This is a genomic window from Streptomyces sp. NPDC001380, from assembly GCF_042895785.1.
In the GTDB taxonomy this organism is placed as follows: domain Bacteria; phylum Actinomycetota; class Actinomycetes; order Streptomycetales; family Streptomycetaceae; genus Peterkaempfera.
In genome coordinates, this window is the sequence record NZ_JBIAWP010000013.1 from 62581 (window position 1) to 84410 (window position 21830).

Genomic DNA, 21830 nt, shown 5'->3' on the forward strand with positions numbered 1-21830 from the left:
GCGGGGGGGGGGGGGGGGGGGGGGGGGGGGGGGGGGGGGGGGGGGGGGGGGGGGCCCGGGGGGGGGGGGGGGGGGGGGGGGCCGGGGGGGGGGGGCCCGGGCGGGCCCCCCGCGGGCGCACGGGCCTCAGACGTCGAACTGGTCGGCCACCGCCCGCAGCAGGGTCGCCAGCTTCTGCCCCGTCGGCCGGTTCGGGTAGCGGCCGTGCTGCAGGCCGGGGAGCACCGCGTCCAGGGTGGAGATGAGGTCCTGCACGATGGGCGCCATCTCGTCCGGCCTGCGGCGCTGTGCGGCGGCGACCGACGGCGGGGTGTCGAGGAGCGCCACCGACAGCGCCTGGTCTCCGCGGTGCCCGGCGACGACGCCGAACTCGACGCGCTGGCCCGGCGTCAGCGTGGTCACTCCGGCCGGGAGCGCCTTGGAGTGCACGAAGACGTCGCCGCCGTCGTCACGGGAGAGGAAGCCGAAGCCCTTCTCGCTGTTGAACCACTTGACCTTGCCGGTGGGCACGGGAGACCTCGTCCTGGTGTGTGGGAGCGGTGGGTGGGGGTGGTGCGTGAAAGGGGGGCGCGGTGCCGGGGGCGGCGCGCGGCAGGGGCCGGGCCGCCCGGCCGGTCAGCGGGGGCCCGCCGGGGCGGGCGGCGCACCGGGCCGCCGCACGGCTCCCGCGCGGGCGCGTCCCGACGGCGACGGCGTCCTGCTCGTGGGACTCACCCCCCGGTCCTGGTGCGGGGTCCGGATCGACCCCGTGCGCAACCTGCATACCCTGGTGGGGTGAGCACCGAAACCAGCAACCCCGGCGACGCGCTCGTCCGCGCGGGGGCCGTCGTCTTCATCGTCGGCGCCGTGGCCACCGTCGTCACGTTCGTCCCGCTCTTCCTCGACCTCGCCCGGCTGCCGTCGGCCGCCTACTGGCTCAGCATGCTGATGCCCGTCGGCTTCCTGGTGGCCCTGGCGGGGCTGCTGCGGTCCGCGCGCGCCCAGCGGCGGCACACCGCCGGCTGACGGCGCCCCGGATCCCCGGCCGGGCCGGGCCGGGGACCGCTCAGCGCGGCGACGGCGCCCCCGCGAGGTGGCCGTCCAACCAGGCGGGGAAGGCCGTCAGGTCCTCCAGCACCGCGTCCGCGCCCGCCTCGCGCAGCGCCTCCGCGCCGTAGGGGCCGGTGGCGACCGCGACGGCCAGGGCGCCGGCGGCGCGGGCGCCGGTGATGTCGCCGAGGTGGTCGCCCACGTACACGGAGGCGGCCTCGGCGCGCAGCGCCTCGCCCTTCTGCTGCGCCCAGACCGAGCCGGCCAGGGCGTCCACCGCCAGGCCGACGTGGTCGAGGTGGCGCTGCGCGTTGGGCCCGTGCTTGCCGGTGACCACGACGACGCGGCCGCCGTGCGCGCGCACGGCGGCGACGGCCTCGGCGGCGCCGGGCAGCGGGACGCAGGCGGGGACGGCGATGTCGACGTACAGCTCCCGGTAGCGGTCGGCGACCTCGGGGATGCGGTGCTCGGGGAACCAGTGCGCCAGCTCCACCTCCAGCGGCGGCCCGAGCCGGGTGACCGCGAGGGCGCTGTCGATCCGCACCCCGGTCTCGGCCGCGACGGCGTCGTAGGTCGCCCTGATGCCGGGGCGGGTGTCGAGCAGGGTCATGTCGAGGTCGAAGCCCACGGTCAGCGGGGCGCCGGACGTCACAGCAGCCATGGCCGCCACCCTACGGGCCCCGGGTGACGGGCCGGTGACGCGGCCGCGGACGGCGGGGGCGGGAGGCCCGGGGCGGGCCCGCCCGGGCGGACGGCGGGGGCGGGGTGCGCGGACGGCGCGGCGTCCGCGCACCGGCGGTCCGCCGCCGTCCGGACCCTTGTGGGCCGTGGCGGACCGCCCCACCATGGCAGGATGCCGAGCACCCGTGAGCAGTCGCCCGCCGAGCGGCGCAAGGCCTGGATCGCCCGCTCCTTCGACCTCGCCTCGGACAGCTACGACGAGGCCAACGGCCCCTTCTTCAACCCGGTCGGGGAACGCCTGGTGGACCTGGCCGGCCTGCGCCCCGGCGACCGGGTCCTGGACGTGGGCTGCGGCCGCGGCGCCGTCCTCTTCGCCGCCGTCGCGGCCGTCGGCCCGGACGGGTACGTCGCCGGGGTGGACCTGTCGCCCGCCATGGTCCGCCGCACCGCCGCCCAAGCCGCCGGGGCCGGACTGCGGAACGTCTCGGTCCGGGTGGGCGACGCGGAGGACCCGGGCTTCCCCGACGGCTCCTTCGAGGCCGTCCTCTCCTCCTTCTCCCTCGTCCTCACCCCGGACCCGGCCGCAGCGCTGGCCCGCGCCCGGCGCCTGCTGGCACCGGACGGCCGCTTCGGCACGACGTCCTTCGGGCCGGACCCGGAGCCGGCCTGGCGGGAGGCCGTGCGGGTGCTGCGGGGCTTCGCCGACCCGGAGGCCGCCGGGGCGTACGCGCGGCCGTTCAACGCCCTCGCCGACGACCCGGAGGGGATGCTCGCCGCGGCCGGGTTCGCCGGGGTCCGCACCGTGGAGGGCACCACGGCGACGGAGTTCGCCGACCTGGACGCCTGGTGGCGGTCCGCCTGGGCCGACGGCCACCGGGGCGTCCTGGAGACCATCCCGCCGGACCGCCGCGAGGAGGCGCGGCGCGCCGCCTGCGCCGTCGTCGCACCGCTGGCCGGGCCCGACGGTCGCCTCGTGCGGCGCACCGCCGTCCGCTGGACCACCGCCCGGCGCGGCTGACCGGCAGCGGCCGGCTGCCGGCTCACTCCGGCGACCGCGACCCCCCGCGCAGGGCCAGCCAGCCCGTGAAGACGGCCGACCCGGCGGCCGCGCCGCGCAGGACCACCGGGACCAGTGCCCGTGCGGCCTGCCGGAACTCCTCGTCGTCGGCCAACGGACCGCCCCAGCGGCCAGCCGCCCGGCCCCAGAGCCACACCCCGGCGCAGACCACCGCGAGGGCGGGGACGCCGAGGGCGGCGAACCGGCGGGCCGCCCGGCCCGTGCGGCGCGAGGCGTAGGCGGCGAGCCAGCCCAGCAGCATGAGGAGCGGCCGCCCGGCCACCGCCCCCGCGGCCAGCAGCAGCGCCGCCAGCGACTCCAGGAGCGGCGGGCGTCCGGCCAGGGGGCGGGCCGCCGGGGCCCCGCCGCGCCGCAGGCGCACCCGCCGTCTCCCCAGGGGGACCGCCGCGGCAGGCTCCGCAGGATCCGCGGCGGGATGCTCCCCGGCGGGCGGCCCGGCGGGGGCCGCGACGGCGGGCGGCGGCTCGGACTCGAAGCGGATCTCGAAGCCGTCCCAGCCGGGGAAGTCCTCGGCGGTGGGCATGTGCGCGGGCGGGACCGGACCCTGTTCGGCCTGCGGCACCGCGGCCGCCGCCTCCCCCGGGACCCGCCACCACTCCGGGTCCCGGGCGGCGGGCACCCCCGGGGTCCGCCCGTCCTGCGGCGGTGCGCCCGGCGGCGGTCCGGCGGCGTCGGCGGAGCCGCCCTTCCCGGAGCCGCCCCTTCCCCGGCCGGTCTTCCCGGCGCCCCACGGCCCGGCGCCCCACGGCCCCGCACCCCGCAGCCCCGCACCCCGTGAACCCGCACCCCGCGACCGGGCATCCTGCGACCCGGCATCCTGCGGTCCCGCGCTCCGGGGCACCGCCGGACCCCCGCCGGACCCAGCCGACGGCCCGTCGGGGGCCGCGGGTCCGGCCGGGGCGGCGCGCGGCGCGGGGACCGGCCGCACCCCGGAGGCCGCTCCCGCGTCCGGGCCGCCGGTCCCGGTGCCGCCCCGGCCCGCGGCGGCCCGGCGGACCACCTCGTCGGGCGGCCCGATCCGCTCCAGCAGCCGCCGGACGGCGGCCGGGGTGTCCCGGGCCGCCGCCCGGCGCCCGTCGATGTCGGCGCGCAGTCCGGCCACCAGCCGGGCGCGCTCGGCGGCCGGCAGGGAGGACCGGGCGAGGTCGGAGACCCGGCCCAGATAGTCGTAGACCAGCTTGTCGCTCTCGACGCCCATCCGCGCCCTCCCGCCCCTCGCCGACCCCTGCGAGGGGACCGTACCCGCGCACGTCCGCCCCGACGACGCCGCCGCGCCCCGGAACCGGCCGCCGCACCCGACCGGGCGGCCTCCGGGCGCGGACCGGCCGCCGCCCGCCCGTCGGCGGCCGCCGCGCCGTCCGCACCCCGCCCCGCGCCGTCCCCGGCCCGCCCCGTCACCGCCCCGTCACCGCCCCGGTCCCCGTCCCGCCCCCTCCCCGGCCCGCCGGACGAAGCCGCGGCCGACGGCTCGGGGGCCGACCCGTCGGGGCCGACCGGCAGGGGCGGACCGGCACCCGGCGGCGGGACGGCCCGGAGCCGCCGCCGGGCTCCTGCCGTGCACCGGGCCCGACTAACCTGGGTCGGATGACCGAGCAGACCGCAGGGCGGACCGCCGCCGCGCCCCGCACCCTCGCCGAGGAACTCCGCGCCCGCGGGGACGACGCCCTGGCCGCCCTGCTGCGCGCCCGCCCCGACCTGCTCAACCCGGTGCCGAGCGACCTGGCGCAGCTCGCCGGCCGCATCTCCACCCGCGCCTCCTCCCTCCGCGCCCTCGAACGCCTCGACCGCTTCACCCTCCAGACCGCCGAGGCCCTGGCCGCCGCCCCCGACGGCTGCGACCGCCGCACCCTGCGCGCCCTGCTCACCGGCACACCCGGTGTGCCGCCGCCCCCGGGCGCCGACCCGGTGGACACCGCCGCGGTGGACGCCGCCCTGCCCGGCGCCCTCGCCCTGCTGCGGGACCGGGCCCTGCTGTGGGGCCCCGACACCTCCCTGCACCTGGTCCGCACCGTCCGGGAGATCCTCGCGCCGACCGCCGCGCGGCCCGGGCCGACCGGCCTGGGCCCCACCCTCGCCGAGGCCACGGCGGGCATGTCCCCCGGCCGCCTCCAGGAGCTCCTGGCCGACGCCGGGCTGCCCGCCACCCACGACCCGGTCTCCGCCGTCGCCGCCCTCACCGACCTGCTGACGGACCGGGAGCGGGCCGGCGCCCTGGTCGGCGGCGCGCCCGAGGCCGCCCGCGCGGTGCTGGACCGCCTGGCCTGGGGCCCGCCGACGGGCACCGTCCCCGACGCCGGGCGGCCCGTCCGCGCCGAGGAGGCCCGCAGTCCCGTCGAGTGGCTGCTCGCCCGCGGCCTGCTGCTGCCCGCGGGCCCCCGCACGGTCGTCCTCCCCCGCGAGGCGGCCCTGCACCTGCGGGCGGGCCGCAGCCACCGCACCGTGGAGGCCGCCCCGCCCGGGGTCGGGCCGACCCGCGTCCACGAGCCGCAGGGCGTCGACGCGGCCGCGGCGGGACAGGCGTTCACCGCCGTCCGCACCGCCGAGGAACTGCTCGACCTGTGGGCGCTCACCCCGCCGCCCGTGCTGCGGGCGGGCGGCCTCGGCGTCCGGGACCTGCGGCGGGCCGCGGCCGCCCTCGACGTCCCGGAGGCCACGGCGGCCTTCTGGATCGAACTCTGCTTCGGCGCGGGCCTGCTGGCGTCCGACGGGGAGGCCGACGAGGTGTGGGCGCCCACGCCCGCGTACGACACCTGGCTGCAGCAGCCCGTGGCCAGGCGCTGGGCGCTGCTCGCCCGGACCTGGCTGGCCGCCACCCGCGTGCCCGGCCTGGTCGGCACGCGCGACGCCAAGGGCAGGGCCCTCGTCGCGCTCGGCCCCGACCTCGACCGCACCCTCGCCCCCGGCACCCGCCGGGCCGTGCTGGAGCAGCTCGCCGCCCTCGCCCCGGGGACGGCGGCCGGGGCGGACGCCCTGCTGCCCGCCCTGCGCTGGCACCGCCCGCTGCGCGGCGGCCCCGCCACCGGCGAGGGCCGCGACCTGCGCGACGACCTCACCGCCCGGACCCTCGCCGAGGCCGAACTGCTGGGCGTCACCGGCCGCGGCGCCCTCGCCTCCCCCGGCCGCGCCCTGCTCGCCGGGGCCGACCCGGTGCCGCTGCTGGAGCCGCTGCTGCCCCGGCCGCTGGACCACGTCATCCTGCAGCCCGACCTCACCGCGATCGCCCCGGGCCCGCTGCTCACCCCGCTCTCCCAGGAGCTGGCGCTCGCCGCCGACGTCGAGTCCAAGGGCGGCGCCACCGTCTACCGGTTCACCCCGGACTCCGTGCGCCGCGCCCTGGACGCCGGGCGCACCGCCGCCGACCTGCACGACTTCCTCGCCCGGCACTCCCGCACCCCGGTGCCGCAGCCGCTCTCCTACCTCGTCGACGACGTGGCCCGCCGCCACGGCCGGCTCCGGGTCGGCGCCGCCTCCGCCTACCTGCGGTGCGACGACGACTCCCTGCTCGCCGAGATCCTGGCCGACCGCCGCTCCGAGCGGCTGCGGCTGCGCCGCCTGGCCCCCACGGTGCTCGCCGCCCAGGCGGGTCCGGAGGCCGTGCTGGAGCGGCTGCGGGCGATGGGGTACGCCCCGGCGGCGGAGTCGCCCGACGGCGACATCGTCGTCGTCCGCCCCGACGCCCGCCGCACGCCGCCGCGCAGCGCCCCGGCGCCCGTCCCGGACGGGCCCCCGGCGCCGGACGACGTGCTGCTGGACGCGGCGGTGCGGGCCGTCCGCGCGGGCGACCGGGCCTCCACCGCGGCCCGCCGCGCCGTGGTCGCCGGACCGGCCGCCGCCGCGGACGGCACCCGGCTCCCCCGGACCGCGGCCGCCGAGACCCTGGCCGCGCTGCAGACCGCCGTGCTGCTGGGCGAGCGGGTCTGGATCGGGTACGTCAACGCCGAGGGCTCGGCCGGGCAGTACGTCGTCGCCCCGGTGAAGGTCGAGGGCGGCCGGGTGACCGCCTACGACCACGCCCGCGACGAGCTGCGGACCTTCTCCCTGCACCGCATCACCGGCGTCGCCGACCTGGACGAGGCCGGCGGGGACGGGCCGGACGGGGACGGCGCCTGAGCCGGTCCGGGGCCGCCCCCGCGGCCGGACGGGCTCCCGCGGGCCGGCCGCGGCCGGGGACGGCCCCTCGGCCGGCGTGGCCTCCCCCGGGTGCCCTGCCGGGACCGCCCGGTCCGGCGGCCGGTCCCGGCAGGGCACCCGGATGCGCGACACTGGAGGGTCCGCCCCGCCGCTCCCCCGGAAAGGACCCCGCGTGAACGACGGACCGCTGATCGTCCAGAGCGACAAGACCCTGCTCCTGGAGGTCGAGCACCCGAAGGCCGACGACTGCCGACGGGCCATCGCGCCCTTCGCCGAGCTGGAGCGGGCGCCGGAGCACGTCCACACCTACCGGGTGACGCCCCTCGGCCTGTGGAACGCGCGCGCCGCCGGGCACGACGCCGAGCAGGTCGTGGACGCCCTGGTGACGTACTCCCGGTACCCGGTGCCGCACGCCCTGCTGGTGGACGTGGCCGAGACCATGGCGCGGTACGGGCGCCTCCAGCTGCAGAAGCACCCCTCCCACGGGCTGGTGCTCTCCACCACCGACCGGCCGGTGCTGGAGGAGGTGCTGCGGTCGAAGAAGGTCGCGCCGCTGGTGGGCGTCCGGGTCGACCCGGACACGGTGGCGGTCCACCCGTCCGAGCGCGGCCAGATCAAGCAGGTGCTGCTCAAGCTCGGCTGGCCCGCCGAGGACCTGGCCGGGTACGTGGACGGCGAGGCGCACCCGATCGCGCTGGAGCAGGACGGCTGGCACCTGCGCCCCTACCAGCGGCAGGCGGTGGAGGGCTTCTGGCACGGCGGATCGGGCGTCGTGGTGCTGCCCTGCGGCGCCGGCAAGACCCTGGTCGGGGCGGCGGCGATGGCCGAGGCGAAGGCGACGACGCTGATCCTGGTCACCAACACGGTCTCCGCCCGGCAGTGGAAGCACGAGCTGGTGCGGCGGACGACCCTCACCGAGGACGAGATCGGCGAGTACAGCGGCGCCCGCAAGGAGATCCGCCCGGTCACCATCGCGACCTACCAGGTGATGACCACGCGGCGGAAGGGCGTCTACCCGCACCTGGAGGTCTTCGACTCCCGCGACTGGGGCCTGATCGTCTACGACGAGGTGCACCTGCTGCCCGCGCCGATCTTCCGCTTCACCGCCGACCTGCAGGCCCGCCGCCGGCTCGGCCTGACGGCGACGCTGGTGCGGGAGGACGGCCGGGAGGGCGACGTGTTCTCGCTGATCGGCCCGAAGCGCTTCGACGCGCCGTGGAAGGAGATCGAGGCGCAGGGCTACATCGCGCCCGCCGACTGCTGCGAGGTCCGGGTCACCCTCACCGAGTCCGAGCGGCTGGCGTACGCGACGGCCGAGCCGGACGAGCGCTACCGGTTCTGCGCCACCACCGCGACCAAGCGGCGGGTGGTGGAGGCGCTGGTGGAGCAGCACCGGGGCGACCAGACGCTGGTCATCGGCCAGTACATCGACCAGCTGGACGAGCTGGGCGAGGCGCTGGGCGCCCCGGTGATCAAGGGCGAGACGACCAACCTCCAGCGGGAGAAGCTCTTCGACGCCTTCCGCGAGGGCGAGATCTCGGTGCTGGTGGTGTCCAAGGTCGCCAACTTCTCCATCGACCTGCCGGAGGCCGCGGTCGCCATCCAGGTGTCGGGGACCTTCGGCTCCCGGCAGGAGGAGGCGCAGCGGCTGGGGCGGGTGCTGCGGCCGAAGGCGGACGGCCGGGCGGCGCACTTCTACTCGGTGGTGGCGCGGGACACCGTGGACCAGGACTTCGCCGCGCACCGGCAGCGGTTCCTGGCCGAGCAGGGCTACGCCTACCGGATCACCGACGCCGACGACGTGCTGCGCGGCGCGGGGGACGACCCGGTGCGCTGACCGGCGGACGGCGCCGCCCCGGCCCCGGGTCCTCCGGGGCCGGGGCGGCGGCGGTGCGGGTCAGCCGGCGAGCGGCTCGAAGGGGCTGACGGCGATCTCGGGGCCGCAGACGTCGAGCGTGCCGTTGTCGACGCCGCCGCGCACCCGGACCTTCAGCACCGCGGTCTCGTCGGGGAGGATCACGGAGGCGTAGGCGGACTGCACGCCGCAGACCTTGCGGGCGGACGCGCTGCCCTCGCCGTTGACGTTGCCGTAGGCGAGCCGGGCCACGGCCTTCGCGCCGGGGGCGAGCCGGACGGCGGTGGCGGGGCTGTCCTGGCGGCGGGCGGTCAGGGGGGAGCTCTTGCCCTGGTCGTCGCGGACCTCCACGCCGGGGAAGCCTTTGAGGGTGCAGGTGCGGCCGGAGGTGTTGACCACCTGGACGGCGGCCGTGGCGGGCTCCTGCTCGCTCGCGTCGCTCGCGGGACCGGTCACGGAGACGGCGAGGTCGGCCGTGCGGCAGCGGGTGCCGGCGGCGGTCCCCGAGCCGGTGCCGCCGGTGGACGCGGCCCCCGTGCCCTCGCCCTGGCCGGGGGCGCCGGCCGGGGTGGCCGCGGCGGCGCCGCCGCCCGTGCCGCTGCCCGTGCCGCCGGCCGGGGCGGCGGCCGTGGTGGAGCCCCCGGCGGAGGCGGCGGAGCCGGAGGCGGTGTCGTTGCAGGCGGTCAGGCCGAGGCCCGCGACGAGGGCTGCGGCGGCGAAGGCGGTGGTGCGGACGAGTCGCACAGGATCCCCCCGGGGGATGGTGGTGGTGAGGTCGACGTGCCTCACCACGCAGCCCCGGGGGGCCTGGTTGCGGACCGGGCGCAGGTCCTTCACATGGCCCTTCTCACAGGACCGGTCCGCAACCGGGGCCTGCTCAGACGGCGTCCGGTTCCGCCTTGCGGCGCTGCCACCAGTGGCGGCGCGGCGGGTGGACGACGCGGGAGATGCGGCGTCCCAGCAGCAGGTACCCGATCAGGGAGCCGGCCGTGTTGAGGATGACGTCGTCGATGTCGAACGACCGGCCCTGGACGACGGCGCCCTGGACGAGCTCGACCAGCAGCATGACCGCAGCGGTGGCCAGCAGGATCCGCAGCAGGCCCCGGGTCCTCGGCACCAGCACCGGCATCAGCACGCCGAAGGGGACGCCCAGGACGATGTTGCCGCCGATCTGCTTGACGGCGTCGCGCACCGAGGGCTGGTGCAGGTAGAGCCGGAGCGACTCGCCGGGGTGGAGGTTGCTGTGGGAGATCGGCACCGAGGCGGGCGACGGGGTGAGGGTGAGCCGGGCCAGGACGGCGGCGAAGGCCACCATCGCGGCGAAGGCCACCAGCATGATCAGGGCCTGCAGCAGGGAGGCGACGGGCGAGCGGGGGGCGGTCCGGCGCGCGGCCGGGTCCGCGGCGGACGCCGGGGGGACGGTCCTCTGCGGCGCGGTCCTCCGCCACAGGGTCCTGCGGGCCGGGGCCTGCGGGGCCGGGGCCGGGGTCCCGGGCGGGGCGGCCTTCGGCGGGACCGCCGCGGCGGCCGGGCGCAGCCTCCCCCGCAGCGCTCCGGCGGCCCGGGCGAACCGGCCCCCGGCGGCGCCGCCGCTGCTCCCCGCGGTGGCGGTGTCCCTGATCGTCGACACGGTCGTCTCCCCCTCCTGGTTCGGCGCAGTGCGCTCCTGCGGGACGCGTATACCCCCTGCGGTGGCGGCTACGCGGCCGAGCTGGGGTGATGCACCGTCAGGACGGGGTGCGGCGGAACGGTTTCAGCGGTCGACGCCGTCCCTCCCGAGGACGGCCACCCGGACCGCGGTGCCGACGAGGATGCCCGCCCGGCGGACCGCGGTCATCAGCGGGTGGCCGTGGTGCCCGGGGGCGGGGCTGCTGCCGTGGGGGTGCGGCGGCTCCTGCTGCGGGGGGACCCGCGGCGGCGGGCCTGTCGGAGGACGTGGGGTGAGGTCTGCGGAGCTCATGCCTCCACGGTAGGTCGCGCCTCCCGCCCGCGGTATCGGCCGCGGGTCGGCTCCCGGCGGGCGCGGGCCCGCCCGCGGGCGTACGGCGTGTCCTCCTCAGGGGGGGGCGTCCGACCCCGGGACGACCCCGAGGGGGCGCGCCACCCGCCTGGACGCGGGTGTTCGCCGGGCGGACGCGGAGGGTCTACGATGGCGCGCCTGCCCGCCTCCCGAACCGTGGTGCCCGCTCGCCGGGCAGCCGTGGGAGGAAGCCCTCCGGTCGGCAACCGGTCGGCATCCTTCACAGTGTTCCGTTACGAGACCGCCGCGGCGCCGGGCCGGCCCCCTTTCCCGGCCCCGGGTCCGCCGCGGCCGGGAAGGCCTCGCCGTGCCCTCGCACGCCTCCACCACGTCCGGCGCGTCCCCGGACGCCTCCTCCGCCGCACCCGTCATCGCAGCCCCGGGGGCGCCCGCACCGGCCGCCGCGCCGCCGGGCCCGCCCGCCGCCGACGCCGCCGACGCCGGCGGCTCCCCCGGCGGGCCGGACGACCCGCTGGAGCGCGAACGCGCCCACCTGCACGCCTCCCGCGCCGCGCTGCGCGCCATGCGGGAGGACGTCGAGTCGCTGGACCTCGCCGACGTCGCCGGCACCTGGGTCTCCGCCGAGGTGCTGCGCACCCAGATCCGCAACCGCGTCGCCGCGCTCGCCGACCTCGCCCACACCCCGCTCTTCTTCGGCCGCCTCGACTACCTGCACCGGATCGGCGGCGAGGAGGCCGAGGGCGCGGGCGGGGACCGCTTCTACATCGGCCGCCGCCACGTCCACGACGGCAGCGGCGACCCCATGGTGATCGACTGGCGCGCGCCCGTCTCGCAGCCGTTCTACCGGGCCAGCCGCACCGAGCCGATGGACGTCGGGCGGCGCCGCCGCTTCGGCTGCACCGGCGGCGAGCTCACCGCCTACGAGGACGAGCACCTGAGCGACCCCGCCGAGGCGGAGACCGCGAGCGCGCTGCTGGCCGCCGAGATCGAACGGCCCCGCGTCGGCCCGATGCGGGACATCGTCGCCACCATCCAGCCGGAGCAGGACGAGATCGTCCGTGCCGGGGTCTCCGGCTCGGTCTGCGTGCAGGGCGCGCCCGGCACCGGGAAGACCGCGGTCGGCCTGCACCGGGTGGCGTACCTGCTGTACGCGCACCGCGACCGGCTGGCCCGCACCGGTGCGCTGGTGATCGGCCCCAACCGGTCGTTCCTGCAGTACATCGAGCAGGTGCTGCCGGCGCTCGGCGAGGTCGGCGTGGCACAGGCGACGGTGGAGGAGCTGGTGGCGCACGTCCCGGTGCGGGGCACCGAGCCGGCGGAGTCGGCGCGGGTGAAGGGCGACGCGCGCATGGCGGAGGTGCTGCGGCGCGCCGTGCGCTCCGGCGTGCGGACGCCCGACGAGCCGTGCGTGGTGGTGCGCGGCTCGCGGCGGTGGCGCGTGCCCGCGTACGAGCTGCAGGAGATCGTGGAGGAGCTGCTCTCCCGCGACATCCGCCACGGCGCGGCGCGCGAGGCGCTGCCGCAGCGGATCGCCCACGCCGTGCTGGTGAAGATGGAGAACGGCGGGGAGGCCCCCGACGACCGGGTGCAGGACGCGGTGGCCCGCTCCCAGGCGGTGAAGGCGACCGTGAAGGCCGTCTGGCCGCCGGTGGACCCGGTGCGGCTGGTGCACCGGCTGCTGAGCGACGCGGGCTTCCTGGCGGCGTGCGCGGACGGCGTGCTCACGGCGGAGGAGCAGCGGGCGGTGCTGTGGGCGAGGCCGGGCCGGTCGGTGCGGACGGCGCCGTGGACGGCGGCCGACGCGGTGCTCGTCGACGAGGCGGCCGACCTGGTGCAGCGCACCCCGTCGCTGGGGCACGTGGTGCTCGACGAGGCGCAGGACCTCTCCCCCATGCAGTACCGGGCGGTCGGGCGGCGCTGCACCACCGGTTCGGCGACGGTGCTGGGCGACATCGCGCAGGGCACCACCCCGTGGGCCACGGCGTCGTGGGCGGAGGCGCTGCGCCACCTGGGCAAGCCGGAGGCCCGGGTGGAGGAGCTGACGCGGGGCTTCCGCGTGCCGCGCGAGGTGATCGCGTACGCGTCGCGGCTGCTGCCGTCGATCGCGCCGGGGCTGGCGCCGGCGTCGTCGGTCCGCGAGGCGGCGGGGGCGCTGGAGGTGCGGCGGGTGCCGCCGCCGGAGGCGGCGGGGGCGGCGCAGGAGGCAGCCGGGGCGGCGCAGGAGGCAGCCGGGGCGGCGGGGGCGGGGGACGCGGCGGCCCTGGACCGGGCGGCAGGGCTGGACGGGACGGCAGGGCTGGACGGGGCGGCAGGGCTGGACGGGGCGGCAGGGCTGGACGGGCCGGACGGCGGCCCCGGACCGGACGGCCACCCGGCCTTGGACGGGGCGGTGCTGGCGGCCTGCAGGGAGGCGCTGGAGCGGGAGGGCTCGGTCGGCCTGATCGCCGCCGACGCCCGCGTCCCGGTGCTGGCGGAGGCGCTGCGCGCGGCGGGGACGCCGTTCCTGGAACCGGGCGAGGAGACCAGTGCGGAGGTGCGGCTCACGCTCGTCCCGGCGTCGCTGGCCAAGGGCCTGGAGTACGACCACGTGGTGCTGGACGAGCCCGCGGCGGTGGTGGCGGGCGAGCCGGACGGGCGCACCGGCCTGCGGCGGCTGTACGTGCTGCTCACCCGGGCCGTGTCGGGGCTGACGGTGGTGCACTCCCGGCCGCTGCCGGAGCAGTTGGGCTGAGGAGGCCGCCCGCCGGGTCCGGCCGGGGCTCTCCCGGCCGGACCCGGTCCGGGCCGGGGGCCCGGTCCGGACCGGGTGCGGTTCGGACGGGGCCCGGGGCGGACGGGCCCCGGGGCGGGCCGGGTCAGACGGGGGCCGGTACGGGTGCGTCGACGAGGTCGCGCCAGGCCCGCACCAGGCCGGTGTCGACCGGGGAGTCCCAGCCGGCCGTGCGGACGGCGCCGCCGACGTGGAAGGCGTCCAGCCCGGCCGCGCGCAGGGCGGGGACGTGCCCGGTCCGCAGTCCGCCGCCGACGAGGAGCTGCTGCCGCCCGGCGGTGCCGGCCTCGGCGGCCAGCACGTCGAGGCCTGCGGCCACCCCGTCCGGGGAGCCCGCGGTGAGGAGGGTGTCCAGGCCGGGCAGCGCGGCGACGGCCGCCCGGGCGGCCTCGCGGTCGGCGGCGTGGTCCAGGGCGCGGTGGAAGGTCCAGCGGCAGCCGGGGACGGCGTCGAGCACCGCCCGCACGGCCGGGAGGTCGACCTCGCCGGCGGGGGTGAGGAAGCCGAGGACGAACTCCTCGGCGCCCTCGGACCGCAGCCGTGCGGCGCGGTCCCGCAGCCCGTCCAGGTCGCCCGGCGCGAAGCCGTCCCGCAGGCGCAGCATGACCCGCAGCGGCACGGCGACGGCCTCCCGGATCCGGCAGAAGTCCTCCACCGGCAGGGTCAGCCCGTCGGCGTGCATATCGGTGACCAGCTCAAGGCGGTCGGCGCCGCCGGCCGCGGCTGCGGCGGCGTCCGCCGGCGAGGTGGCGATCACCTCGAATATTGGTCTAGACATGTGGGCACCCTCCCACACCGGCGCCCTCCACCGCGAGCCCCGCGCCGGGCACCGCCGCGGCCGCACCACAATGGGTCCATGCCGACCGGACCCCACGCCTCCCTGCTGGCCCGCTGGAACGCCCTCCTCACTCGCTGCGGCTCCGCCGCCGACCCGGCCCCGTACGGGGAGGAGCTGCTGCGGCGCTGGTCCGAACCGCAGCGCCGCTACCACACCACCGCCCACCTGGCGGCGGTCCTGGAGCAGGTGGACGCCCTCGCGGAGCACGCCGCCGACGCGGACACGGTGCGGCTCGCGGCCTGGTTCCACGACGCGGTGCACCGGCCCGACCGCTCGGAGAACGAGGAGCGCAGCGCCGCCCTCGCGGAGCGGGCGCTGACCGAGGCGGGACTGGACCGCCGCCAGGTCTCGGAGACCGCGCGGCTGGTGCGGCTCACCGCCGGCCACGACCCCGCCCCCGGCGACCGCGACGGCGAGGTGCTCTGCGACGCCGACCTCGCGGTGCTGGCCGGCGGCCCGGAGGCGTACGCGGCCTACGCCGCCGCCGTCCGCGAGGAGTACGGCTTCGTGCCCGAGGACGCCTTCCGGGCGGGCCGGGCGGCGGTGCTGCGGCAGCTGCTGGGGCTCCCAGCGCTGTACCGGACGGCGGCCGCCCGCGACCGCTGGGAGGAGCGGGCCCGGCACAACCTGGCGACCGAGCTGGAGCTGCTGGGGGACTGAGCCGGCGGGGACCGGGCGGGCGGGGGACCGGGCCGGCGGGGCGGACGGAGGGCGGGGGCGGCGAACCTCAGCAGTCCGGGTGGGCGTCGACGTCGACGTCGTCGAAGAGGTCGAGCAGGCGGGAGAGGACCTTCACGCAGGCCGCGACCTCGGCGTCGGTGAGGCCGGCCGCCCGGCGCAGCAGGGCGTGCTCGTGGTCGACCACGGCGGTGATGGCCGCCCGTCCGGCGTCGGTGAGCCGGATGAGCGGGGACCGCCGGTGGGCGGGGTTCGGCACGGCCTCGACGAGGCCGTGCGCCGCGGCGTCGTTCACCATGCGCTGCACGAACTGGCGGCTGATGGACTGGGCGCGGCCCATCTGCGGGACGGTCAGGGGCCCGTGCTCGCGGAGCAGGTCCAGGACGGCGCGGACGCCCACGGAGACCCCGGGGGCCGTCGCGTCCTGCTCGATCCTGCGCTGCACCCTGCGGTACAGCGGTCCCACCAGCGCGAACACGTCCATGAGCCGGGGCGCCAAGTCGTCGGGGGCGAGGGGCGGGTCGGTGTCGGTCACCCGCCCATCATGACACCTGGGTTGCCAATATCCGGGAAAGATGACACCTGGGTTGTCATCATCCGCCATTCATGACACCTTGGTTGTCATGACTGACGCTTCCGACGTGTTCTCGTTCGACTCCGGGGACGGCCCCCTCGCCTACCGCGACACCGGCACCGGCACCGGCGGGCCGGTGGTGGTCCTGCTGCACAGCGGCTTCGTGGACGGCACCACCTGGGACGACGTGGTGCCCCTCCTCGCCCGGGACCACCGGGTGGTGGTGCCGGACGCCCGCGGGCACGGCGCGTCCGCCAACGCGAGCGGACCGTTCCGCCAGACCGACGACCTCGCCGCACTGCTGCGGCACCTCGGCACCGGGCCCGCCGTCCTCGTCGGCGTGTCGATGGGGGCGATGATCGCGGTGGAGACCGTCCTGGAGCACCCGGAGCTGGTGCGGGCGCTCGTCGTCAGCGGCGCCGGCACCGGGGCCGAACCCGAGCAGCGCGACCCCTGGGGCGAGGACCTCCGGAACGAGCAGTTCCGCGCGCTGGCGGAGGGCGACGCGGCCGGCTGGCTCGACGGGTTCGTCCGCTGGGCGGCCGGCCCGCACCGGGCGGTCGGCGAGGTCGACCCCGACGTGCTGCGGCGGATCCGGGAGTCGGCCGTGCGGACCCTCTCCAAGCACACCCCCGACGAGCCGAACCACACGGTCGCCGTCGACGGCACCGTGACGCGCGTCAAGGGGATCGCCGTGCCCGTCCTGGCCGTCCACGGCGGCCTCGACGTCCCCGACTACATCCGCCAGGCCGACGACCTCGTCCACGCGGTGGCCGACGGCCGCGCCGTGACCTTCGAGGACGCCGGGCACTACGTCCACATGGAGCGGCCGGACGCCTTCGCCCGGACCGTCGCGGAGTTCGTGGCCGGCCTGCCGGAGACGGGCTGACCCTCCGTCACCCCGCCGGGCCCGACGAGGGGACGGGCACGGGCGCCGGGGTGGGGGCCGGCACGGGCGTCGGGGCGGCCCCTTCGGCCGCTCCGCCGCCCTTGCGGCGGCGGAGCCCGGCCGCGGTGAGGCGGGCCACCAGCTCCCTGCTGCCGACCGGCACCGCGCCCAGCCGCACCGCGTCGGCGTAGAGGTGCTCGGGGACGTCGTAGTGGTCGCGCTCGAAACCGCGCCGGGGGACGCCGAGCCGCGCGGCGAAGGCGTGCAGCTCGGCGTACGAGACGTCGCTGACCAGGTGCGACCAGAGGCGCCCGTGGCCGGGCCAGGCAGGGGGGTCGACCAGGATCACGCGGCGCCCAGCCCGCCGACGGGGGCGACCACGGCGCCCTCCTTGCCGCACACCCAGTGCGGGTCGGGGCCGAGCTCGGGCTCGACGGCCAGGGCGTGCGGGTCGCCCTCGGCGGCGTGGACCGTGCAGAGCGGCCACCGGCCGTACGCCTCCAGCAGGGCGTCCTGGACGTCCTGGGCGACGAGGCCGAGGAGGAAGGCGGCGCCGTCCGGCCACTGCTCGGCCCACCAGCGGCGGTGGGCCACCGCGTCCTCGACCAGCGAGACCACGGTGGCGTCGCAGACGTCGCGGGCGGTGAGGTCGGCGAGGATGGAGGCGCGCGCGGCGTGCAGCGCCGCCTCCAGGTCGGGGCCGGCGGGGTTCTCGGACGGCTGGGGGTTCTCGGACGGCTGGGGGTTCTCGGACGGCTGGGGGTTCTCGGACGGCTGGGGGCTCTCGGGGCCGGGCTCGGCGGACATGCGTCCCATTGTCCCCCGCCGCACCGACAGCCGGGCCGCACCGCCGGCGGCCCGCACCGCCGGCGGGGCGGGCGGGGCGGGCGGGGGGAAGCCGGAGGGCCGGGCCGCGCACGGGGGTGGCGGCCCGGCCCTCCGGCCCCCGCCCTCAGCCCGCCCAGACCGTCTTGGCGTTGCAGAACTCCCGGATGCCGAGCGCCGCCAGCTCCCGGCCGTAGCCCGAGCGCCGGATCCCGCCGAACGGCAGCTGCGGGTACGAGGCCACCATGCCGTTGACGAAGACGGCGCCCGCCTCCAGCTCGGCGGTGAACAGCTCCTGCTCGGCCGGGTCCTGCGTCCAGGCCGCGGACCCCAGGCCGAAGGAGGTGGCGTTGGCCACCGCCACCGCCTCCTCGGCGGAGCCGACCCGGTAGAGCGAGGCGACCGGGCCGAAGACCTCCTCCTGGGCGATGCGCATCTCGGGCGTGATGTCGGCGAGGACGGTCGGCGGGTAGAACCAGCCCGGCCCGTCGGGCCGCTCCCCGCCGCAGAGCACGGTGGCGCCCGCCTCGACGGCGTCGGCGACCAGCTCCTCCACGTCGGCGCGGCCCTGCTCGGTGGCGAGCGGCCCCACCTCGGTCTTCTCGTCCATGGGGTCGCCGACCCGCAGGTCCCGCATCCGCGCGGTGAAGCGCTCGGCGAAGGCGTCGTAGACGTCCCGGTGGACGATGAAGCGCTTGGCGGCGATGCAGGACTGGCCGTTGTTCTGGGTGCGGCCGGTGACCGCGGCGGCGACGGCGGCGTCGAGGTCGGCGGAGGGCATCACGACGAAGGGGTCGCTGCCGCCGAGCTCCAGCACGGTCTTCTTGATCTCGTCGCCCGCGACGGCGGCGACCGCCCGCCCGGCGGGCTCGCTGCCGGTGAGGGTGGCGGCGGCGACCCGGGGGTCGCGCAGCACCGCCTCGACCTCCTTCGACCCGATCAGCAGGGTCTGGAAGCAGCCCTCGGCGAAGCCGGCCCGCAGGAAGAGGTCCTCCAGGTAGAGGGCGGTCTGCGGCACGTTGGAGGCGTGCTTGAGCAGGCCGGTGTTGCCCGCCATGAGGGCGGGGGCGGCGAACCGGACCACCTGCCAGAGCGGGAAGTTCCACGGCATCACGGCGAGGACGACGCCGAGCGGCTGCCAGCGGGTCTCCGCCCGCGAGGCCTTGACGGCGGACGGGTCCGCCAGCGGCTCCGGCGCGAGGAAGCCCTCGGCGTGGTCGGCGTAGAAGCGCATGGCGGTGGCGCACTTGGCGGCCTCCGCGCGGGCCTGTGCGAGCGGCTTGCCCATCTCGGCGGTCATGGTGCGGGCGATCGCGTCCTGCTCGGCCTCCAGCAGGTCGGCGGCCCGGCGCATCCGCTCGGCGCGGTCGGCGAAGGAGGTGCGCCGGTGGGCGAGGAAGGCGTGGTGGGCGCGGGCGATCCGCTCCTCGACGCCCGGACCGCCCAGCGGCTCGAAGGTCCTGAGGGTCTCCCCCGTCGCGGGGTTCACCGATGCGATGGCCATGGCGGTCCGTCCTCCTCGGGAGGTGCGTGCGCAGTGCGGGGCGCCCGGCGGGCGCCCCGGGCGGCGCGCGGGCGCCGCCCGGGGCCTCCTTCCCGCTGTGTGCGGGGTGAAGCGCGGGCGTCGCCCGGCCGGCGGCCCCGGGGCGGCCCGGGCCGGGGAACGCCGGAGGGCGGCTCCCCGGTGTCGGGGAGCCGCCCTCCGGTACGGCTCTGGAGCCTCTGGTCCGCGGGGGATCAGAAGTCCATGTCACCGCCCGGCATGCCGCCGCCGGCCGGCGCGGCGGCCTTCTCCGGCTTGTCGGCGATGACGGCCTCGGTGGTGAGGAAGAGCGCGGCGATGGAGGCCGCGTTCTGCAGGGCGGAGCGGGTGACCTTGGCCGGGTCGATGATGCCCTCGGCGACCAGGTCGACGTACTCGCCCGTGGCGGCGTTCAGGCCGTGGCCGGCGGGGAGGTTGCGCACCTTCTCCACCACGACGCCGCCCTCGAGGCCGGCGTTGACCGAGATCTGCTTGATCGGGGCCTCGAGCGCGACCTTGACGATGTTGGCGCCGGTGGCCTCGTCGCCCTCCAGCTCGAGCTTCTCGAACGCCACACCGGCCTGGAGCAGGGCCACGCCACCGCCGGCGACGATGCCCTCCTCGACGGCGGCCTTGGCGTTGCGCACCGCGTCCTCGATGCGGTGCTTGCGCTCCTTGAGCTCCACCTCGGTGGCCGCGCCGGCCTTGATGACGGCGACGCCGCCGGCCAGCTTGGCGAGGCGCTCCTGGAGCTTCTCGCGGTCGTAGTCCGAGTCGGAGTTCTCGATCTCGGCGCGGATCTGGTTCACGCGGCCCTGGATCTGGTCCGCGTCGCCGGCACCGTCGACGATGGTGGTCTCGTCCTTGGTGATGACGACCTTGCGGGCGCGGCCGAGGAGCTCCAGACCGGCGTTCTCCAGCTTGAGGCCGACCTCCTCGGAGATGACCTGGCCGCCGGTGAGGATGGCGATGTCGCCCAGCATGGCCTTGCGGCGGTCGCCGAAGCCCGGGGCCTTGACGGCGACGGACTTGAAGGTGCCGCGGATCTTGTTGACGACCAGGGTCGACAGGGCCTCGCCCTCGACGTCCTCGGCGATGATCAGCAGCGGCTTGCCGCTCTGCATGACCTTCTCGAGGATGGGGAGGAGGTCCTTGACCGAGCCGATCTTGGAGTTGGCGATCAGGATGTAGGGGTCGTCGAAGGACGCCTCCATCCGCTCCAGGTCGGTGGCGAAGTAGGCGGAGATGTAGCCCTTGTCGAAGCGCATGCCCTCGGTGAGCTCGAGCTCCAGGCCGAAGGTGTTGCTCTCCTCGACGGTGATGACGCCTTCCTTGCCGACCTTGTCCATCGCCTCGGCGATGAGCTCGCCGATCTGGGTGTCGGCGGCGGAGATCGACGCGGTGGAGGCGATCTGCTCGCGGGTCTCCACGTCCTTGGCCTGCTCGAGCAGCTGGGCGGAGACGGCCTCGACGGCCTTCTCGATGCCGCGCTTGAGGGCCATCGGGTTGGCGCCGGCGGCGACGTTGCGCAGGCCCTCGCGGACGAGCGCCTGGGCGAGCACGGTGGCGGTGGTGGTGCCGTCGCCCGCGACGTCGTCGGTCTTCTTGGCGACCTCCTTGACGAGCTCCGCGCCGATCTTCTCGTAGGGGTCCTCGAGCTCGATCTCCTTGGCGATGGAGACACCGTCGTTGGTGATCGTGGGGGCGCCCCACTTCTTCTCAAGAACGACGTTGCGGCCCTTGGGGCCCAGCGTGACCTTGACGGCGTCGGCGAGCTGGTTCATGCCGCGCTCGAGGCCGCGGCGCGCTTCCTCGTCGAACGCGATGATCTTGGCCATGTGGGATGGTCCTCCATGGGGATCCCCCCGGCCTGGGTCGGGGGAAGGGGTGGCATGCTCCGGACCGCGCAGGCGCCCGCGACGGACGGTCCCCTGGCCGCGTGGGTCCTTTCCCCACCGCCCCGGAGGCCTCACCGACCCGGTCCGCTGTCACTCTCAACCTCAGAGTGCTAACGCAATGATTAGCACTCACCCGCCCCGAGTGCAAGCGACTGGCGGCACTCCGCGGACACGCCCCGGACGGCGGCGGGGCGGCGGCGGGGCGGCGGCGGCGGGAGCGGGGCGGGACGCACCGGGAGCGGGCGCGGAGGCCGGGCCGCGTCCGGGCACGGCTGCGGGCCCGCACCCGAGGCGATCGGGTGCGGGCCCGCAGAGGACCGTGTGGAGCACTCGCCGGGCACGTCGGTCCGGGCGCTTCTCCGGTCGGTGGCCGTGGTCGGCGGCGAGACCGTCCGGCTGGTCAGCCGGCCAGGCGGACCATGTCCGCCTGCGGGCCCTTCTGGCCCTGAGAGATCTCGAACTCGACCCGCTGGCCCTCCTCGAGGGTGCGGTAGCCGTCCATCTGGATCGCGCTGTAGTGGACGAACACGTCCGCACCACCGTCGACCGCGATGAAGCCGTACCCCTTCTCCGCGTTGAACCACTTGACGGTGCCCTGAGCCATTCCAAACTCCCCTAGTACTGGCCCTTTCACGGACCCGCACTCCGCGGACCCGGGACGACCGACCACCGCAGCCCCCCGAAGCAGAGCCTGAGCGGGTGAACGTGTCGACCGCGGCTGAATGTATCCGCATCGACGCCCTGTGCAACAGGTCAAATGGACGAGAAATCGGAAGGGGCGGTGTCGGATATTCCCGTCCAAATACCGCAGCGCATGGCAATACGGGCCGGACATGGCGGACCTTCGCGACATTTCGCACCGCAAAAACAGACGCGTCCATGACGCACGGGCATCACGCGGCGCCTCACCGTCTCAGGAGACGGACATACGGGGGGCGTTGCGCGGTGCGGCGGTGAAGGTTTGGAACGCGGGACGGCGGTACAGAAAGGGGTGGGGCCGTTCTCCTGTGCCGTGGAACGGACCGCCGTCGACCGGAGCAACTGTACCGCGCTTCCGGCATTCAAACCTGCGCGCCGCACA

General features: G+C 77.4%; 20 protein-coding genes. 7 read left to right on the plus strand and 13 right to left on the minus strand.

The features are described from left to right. Positions 1 to 126: 126 nt before the first annotated feature. Positions 127 to 510 carry a cold-shock protein gene (locus ACFY07_RS17545; protein ID WP_308189004.1) on the minus strand — a complete coding sequence of 128 codons (384 nt, stop codon included), beginning with the start codon at positions 508 to 510 and terminating at the stop codon, positions 127 to 129. A gap of 264 nt (positions 511 to 774) precedes the next feature. On the opposite strand from ACFY07_RS17545, the gene ACFY07_RS17550 reads away from it, so the two are divergent. Then, positions 775 to 1005 carry a hypothetical protein gene (locus ACFY07_RS17550; RefSeq protein WP_390869466.1) on the plus strand — a complete coding sequence of 77 codons (231 nt, stop codon included), beginning with the start codon at positions 775 to 777 and terminating at the stop codon, positions 1003 to 1005. A gap of 40 nt (positions 1006 to 1045) precedes the next feature. Here the strand turns inward: ACFY07_RS17550 and ACFY07_RS17555 are convergent, their stop codons facing one another. Then, positions 1046 to 1690, minus strand: a complete 645-nt coding sequence (locus tag ACFY07_RS17555; protein WP_230747013.1) for an HAD family hydrolase — start codon at positions 1688 to 1690, stop codon at positions 1046 to 1048. A 192-nt stretch (positions 1691 to 1882) separates the two neighbouring features. Here ACFY07_RS17555 and ACFY07_RS17560 point away from each other — a divergent pair, with 192 nt between their 5' ends. Then, entirely contained in the window at positions 1883 to 2728 is an 846-nt protein-coding gene (locus tag ACFY07_RS17560; protein WP_390869467.1) for a class I SAM-dependent methyltransferase, read from the plus strand. Positions 2729 to 2750: 22 nt separating this feature from the next. Here the strand turns inward: ACFY07_RS17560 and ACFY07_RS17565 are convergent, their stop codons facing one another. After that, positions 2751 to 3986, minus strand: coding sequence for a hypothetical protein (locus ACFY07_RS17565; protein WP_390869468.1), 1236 nt, complete (start codon positions 3984 to 3986; stop codon positions 2751 to 2753). A gap of 386 nt (positions 3987 to 4372) precedes the next feature. On the opposite strand from ACFY07_RS17565, the gene ACFY07_RS17570 reads away from it, so the two are divergent. Both ACFY07_RS17570 and ACFY07_RS17575 read left to right on the plus strand, forming a co-directional pair. Further along, on the plus strand, positions 4373 to 6898 hold the full coding sequence (locus ACFY07_RS17570; RefSeq protein WP_390869469.1) for a helicase-associated domain-containing protein: 2526 nt from the start codon (positions 4373 to 4375) through the stop codon (positions 6896 to 6898). 193 nt (positions 6899 to 7091) lie between these two features. Beyond that, the gene (locus ACFY07_RS17575) at positions 7092 to 8756 is read left to right on the plus strand and encodes a DNA repair helicase XPB (RefSeq protein ID WP_374228249.1); all 1665 of its coding nucleotides are present in this window, start codon (positions 7092 to 7094) and stop codon (positions 8754 to 8756) included. Between the two features lie 60 nt (positions 8757 to 8816). On the opposite strand, the gene ACFY07_RS17580 is transcribed toward ACFY07_RS17575, so the two are convergent. From ACFY07_RS17580 to ACFY07_RS17590, 3 genes are all read right to left on the minus strand, one after another. After that, on the minus strand, positions 8817 to 9611 hold the full coding sequence (locus ACFY07_RS17580) for a DUF4232 domain-containing protein (protein WP_390869470.1): 795 nt from the start codon (positions 9609 to 9611) through the stop codon (positions 8817 to 8819). Between the two features lie 40 nt (positions 9612 to 9651). Then, complete coding sequence (locus ACFY07_RS17585; protein WP_390869471.1) at positions 9652 to 10404, minus strand: VanZ family protein; 753 nt, start codon at positions 10402 to 10404, stop codon at positions 9652 to 9654. Positions 10405 to 10527: 123 nt separating this feature from the next. After that, the gene (locus tag ACFY07_RS17590; protein WP_230747004.1) at positions 10528 to 10734 is read right to left on the minus strand and encodes a hypothetical protein; all 207 of its coding nucleotides are present in this window, start codon (positions 10732 to 10734) and stop codon (positions 10528 to 10530) included. Between the two features lie 532 nt (positions 10735 to 11266). Here ACFY07_RS17590 and ACFY07_RS17595 point away from each other — a divergent pair. Beyond that, entirely contained in the window at positions 11267 to 13486 is a 2220-nt protein-coding gene (locus ACFY07_RS17595) for a HelD family protein (RefSeq protein ID WP_390869627.1), read from the plus strand. A gap of 124 nt (positions 13487 to 13610) precedes the next feature. Here ACFY07_RS17595 and ACFY07_RS17600 read toward each other — a convergent pair whose 3' ends face one another. Next, on the minus strand, positions 13611 to 14303 hold the full coding sequence (locus ACFY07_RS17600) for a copper homeostasis protein CutC (RefSeq protein WP_390869472.1): 693 nt from the start codon (positions 14301 to 14303) through the stop codon (positions 13611 to 13613). Positions 14304 to 14381: 78 nt separating this feature from the next. Between ACFY07_RS17600 and ACFY07_RS17605 the strand changes: the two genes are divergently transcribed. Further along, entirely contained in the window at positions 14382 to 15023 is a 642-nt protein-coding gene (locus ACFY07_RS17605; protein ID WP_390869473.1) for a hypothetical protein, read from the plus strand. A 67-nt stretch (positions 15024 to 15090) separates the two neighbouring features. On the opposite strand, the gene ACFY07_RS17610 is transcribed toward ACFY07_RS17605, so the two are convergent. Then, positions 15091 to 15576 carry a MarR family winged helix-turn-helix transcriptional regulator gene (locus ACFY07_RS17610; RefSeq protein ID WP_390869474.1) on the minus strand — a complete coding sequence of 162 codons (486 nt, stop codon included), beginning with the start codon at positions 15574 to 15576 and terminating at the stop codon, positions 15091 to 15093. An 88-nt stretch (positions 15577 to 15664) separates the two neighbouring features. On the opposite strand from ACFY07_RS17610, the gene ACFY07_RS17615 reads away from it, so the two are divergent. Further along, entirely contained in the window at positions 15665 to 16504 is an 840-nt protein-coding gene (locus ACFY07_RS17615; protein ID WP_390869475.1) for an alpha/beta fold hydrolase, read from the plus strand. 7 nt (positions 16505 to 16511) lie between these two features. On the opposite strand, the gene ACFY07_RS17620 is transcribed toward ACFY07_RS17615, so the two are convergent. The 5 genes from ACFY07_RS17620 to ACFY07_RS17640 all read right to left on the minus strand — a co-directional run bounded on the left by ACFY07_RS17620 (position 16512) and on the right by ACFY07_RS17640 (position 21353). After that, on the minus strand, positions 16512 to 16853 hold the full coding sequence (locus tag ACFY07_RS17620; protein WP_390869476.1) for a DUF4031 domain-containing protein: 342 nt from the start codon (positions 16851 to 16853) through the stop codon (positions 16512 to 16514). Next, the gene (locus ACFY07_RS17625) at positions 16850 to 17197 is read right to left on the minus strand and encodes a hypothetical protein (RefSeq protein WP_390869629.1); all 348 of its coding nucleotides are present in this window, start codon (positions 17195 to 17197) and stop codon (positions 16850 to 16852) included. The genes ACFY07_RS17620 and ACFY07_RS17625 overlap by 4 nt, the downstream gene beginning before the upstream one ends. Before the next feature lie 259 nt (positions 17198 to 17456). Next, entirely contained in the window at positions 17457 to 18833 is a 1377-nt protein-coding gene (locus tag ACFY07_RS17630; protein ID WP_390869477.1) for an NADP-dependent succinic semialdehyde dehydrogenase, read from the minus strand. Positions 18834 to 19066: 233 nt separating this feature from the next. Further along, the gene (groL, locus tag ACFY07_RS17635) at positions 19067 to 20689 is read right to left on the minus strand and encodes a chaperonin GroEL (RefSeq protein ID WP_390869478.1); all 1623 of its coding nucleotides are present in this window, start codon (positions 20687 to 20689) and stop codon (positions 19067 to 19069) included. A gap of 460 nt (positions 20690 to 21149) precedes the next feature. Beyond that, positions 21150 to 21353 carry a cold-shock protein gene (locus ACFY07_RS17640; protein WP_009339379.1) on the minus strand — a complete coding sequence of 68 codons (204 nt, stop codon included), beginning with the start codon at positions 21351 to 21353 and terminating at the stop codon, positions 21150 to 21152. Positions 21354 to 21830: the final 477 nt, after the last annotated feature.